The organism is Streptomyces sp. WELS2, assembly GCF_013870595.1.
In the GTDB taxonomy this organism is placed as follows: Bacteria; Actinomycetota; Actinomycetes; order Streptomycetales; family Streptomycetaceae; genus Streptomyces.
Map to the genome: position 1 here is coordinate 1 of NZ_JACBWZ010000991.1, position 2,058 is coordinate 2,058.

At 72.6% G+C, this 2,058-nt stretch carries 2 protein-coding genes and 1 pseudogene; 1 reads left to right on the forward strand and 2 read right to left on the reverse strand.

Features of this window, described 5'->3' with window-relative positions:
* Positions 1-193, reverse strand: a pseudogene (locus H5J33_RS32665) (hypothetical protein); the annotation flags it as partial.
* 107 nt (positions 194-300) lie between these two features.
* Positions 301-924, reverse strand: coding sequence for a hypothetical protein (locus H5J33_RS32670; protein WP_258565571.1), 624 nt, complete (start codon positions 922-924; stop codon positions 301-303).
* Positions 925-1,055: 131 nt separating this feature from the next.
* Here H5J33_RS32670 and H5J33_RS32675 point away from each other — a divergent pair.
* A partial coding sequence (locus tag H5J33_RS32675; RefSeq protein WP_181798333.1) for a histidine kinase occupies positions 1,056-2,058 on the forward strand: 1,003 nt, incomplete at its 3' end.

Consider the following 2,058-nt stretch of genomic DNA (forward strand, 5'->3'; position numbering starts at 1 on the left):
GCCGGACCTCGCCCCAGCCCGCGGTCAGGCCGAAGGCCAGCAGCGCCAGCACTTCGGACAGGACCGAGATCAGGAGGACGTGGACCTCCATCGGCAGCCGGACCGGAACCTGCCCGTGCCCCGGGTGCAGACCGCCGTCGAGCGGCAAGTGGAAGGTGATCCCGGTGATCCGCCAGATGCTCGCGGGCAGCACGGTGAACGGGATGACGGCGGCCGCGAGGCGGGCACCGCGCGGGACCGGGGGTGTGGACGGTGGCCCAGGCGGCGCGGAGCCGCCCGCTCGGCGTCAGCTCGCTCGTCTCAGCGTCCTTCCGTGCTGGTGCGGCGGCGGTAGTAGGCGTGTGTGACGGCGCCGACCAGCACCGGCCAGGCAATGAGCGGCAGGTAGCAGGCCACGAACAGCACCTGCGACCACCCGCTGACCTCCAGGTGCGAGGAGGCCGTCCCCTTGTCGCCGATCGACGGCGTGAAGTGGATGTGGAAGAGGACGGGGTTCAGGAAGAAGTACGCGGCGAGCAGCGCCAGCAGGGCCGCGCCGACGGTCGCCGGGATCACCGTCGCCTTGATCGGCACGCGGCGTCCGCCCAGGAGGGGTATCCAGCGTGGGAAGATCTCGCCCCAGGGCTTGACCAGTCCGAGGGTCAGCAGAGCGAGTCCTTCGGAGACCGCGGACAGCAGGAGGACGTAGAGGTAGTCGCTGAGCTGGGAGTGGTAGCCCGGGTTCGAGGAGTGGTCGACCCCGGCCACTTCGGAGGTCAGGAGCAGCCGCCAGATGCTGGAGGGCAGCACCACCAGCGGGACCGCGTGCGCGGCGAGCTGGGCCCAACGGGGGGTACCGGGGACGTACTTCGGTTTCGCGGAGCCTCGCTTCGCGCGCTCGGACGTGGGGGCGGTGGTCGGTCGGGCCGGCTGGATCGCTGTCATGCCTCAAGCCTGGTCAGGCCACCACCCGCGCGGAAATATGCCGTTGGGCACCGAGATCGTGGACGGGCCCGGTCGCGGATATGCCGAAAGGCACAGGCGCGCCCGGTGCCAGTACGCGTACCGTCGGGGTTGTGTTGATCATCATGGTTCCGGCCGTCCTGTCCGGCGCGGCGGCGCTGCTCGTCTTCGCAGGCCGGTCGCGGTCGCGTCCGCTGATCGCCTGGGCGACCGGAGCCGCCGCCGCGGCGTCGCTCGTCGTGACGGTCACTCATCCGTCCAGTGCGGTCGGCCCCGGGCCGGGAACGATCGGCACGCTGGAAGCCGTTGCCCTGCTCGCCGTGCTGGTGCCGACCGCGCGCCACGCCCCGCCGGCGCAGGCGATCGCGGCCGGAACGCTGGCCCACCTCGCGGTGACCCTGTGGGTGCTGCGCGCCTGGAGCACCGACTCGGTCCGCGGCATCGTCGGCGCCTGCGTCTTCTGGTCGCTGCTGGCGACAGGCGCGGCGGCGGGCGGGGTGTACCTGCGGGTGCTGGACGCCCGGCGGGTCAGCTCGGTGGCCGAGGCCCGGCGACGGCAGCGCCTGGACCTGGCTCGGGACCTGCACGACTTCGTCGCCCACGACGTCAGCGAGATGGTCGCGCAGGCGCAGACCGGCCGGTTCCTCGGGTCGGACGATCCGGGTGTCGCGCTCGACGCGCTGCGGCGGGTCGAAGAGGCCGGGCTCCGGGCTCTGGCCGCGATGGACCGCACCGTGCACATGCTCCACGACCAGCAGGACGGTGATCCCTGGCAGTCGGTCACGGGCCTGGACGAAGTGCCCGAACTGGTGCGGCGCTTCCGAGAGTCGAGCGCGGGCCGGACCGAACTCGCTCTCGCCCCGGGCCTGCTGGACCACGTCGCCCGCGAGGTCTCCGGCACGGCGTACCGGATCGTGGTGGAGGCGCTGACCAACGTGCGTCGCCACGCTCCGGACGCCGACGTGACCGTGACACTGGACCGGTCGGTGTCCACACTCACCGTCGACGTCAGCAACAGCGCCCCGGCCGGACGGCCGCAGCAGCGCGGCGACCGGCCCGGTGGGCCCAGCTCGCCGCGCACGCGGTCCCGCTGGTGGTGCTGCCCTCCAGCATCTG

What these genes read in the sequence shown, in the direction of transcription:
- H5J33_RS32670 (WP_258565571.1), bottom strand. Translation starts at nt 924, where the DNA reads ATGACAGCGATCCAGCCGGCCCGACCGACCACCGCCCCCACGTCCGAG.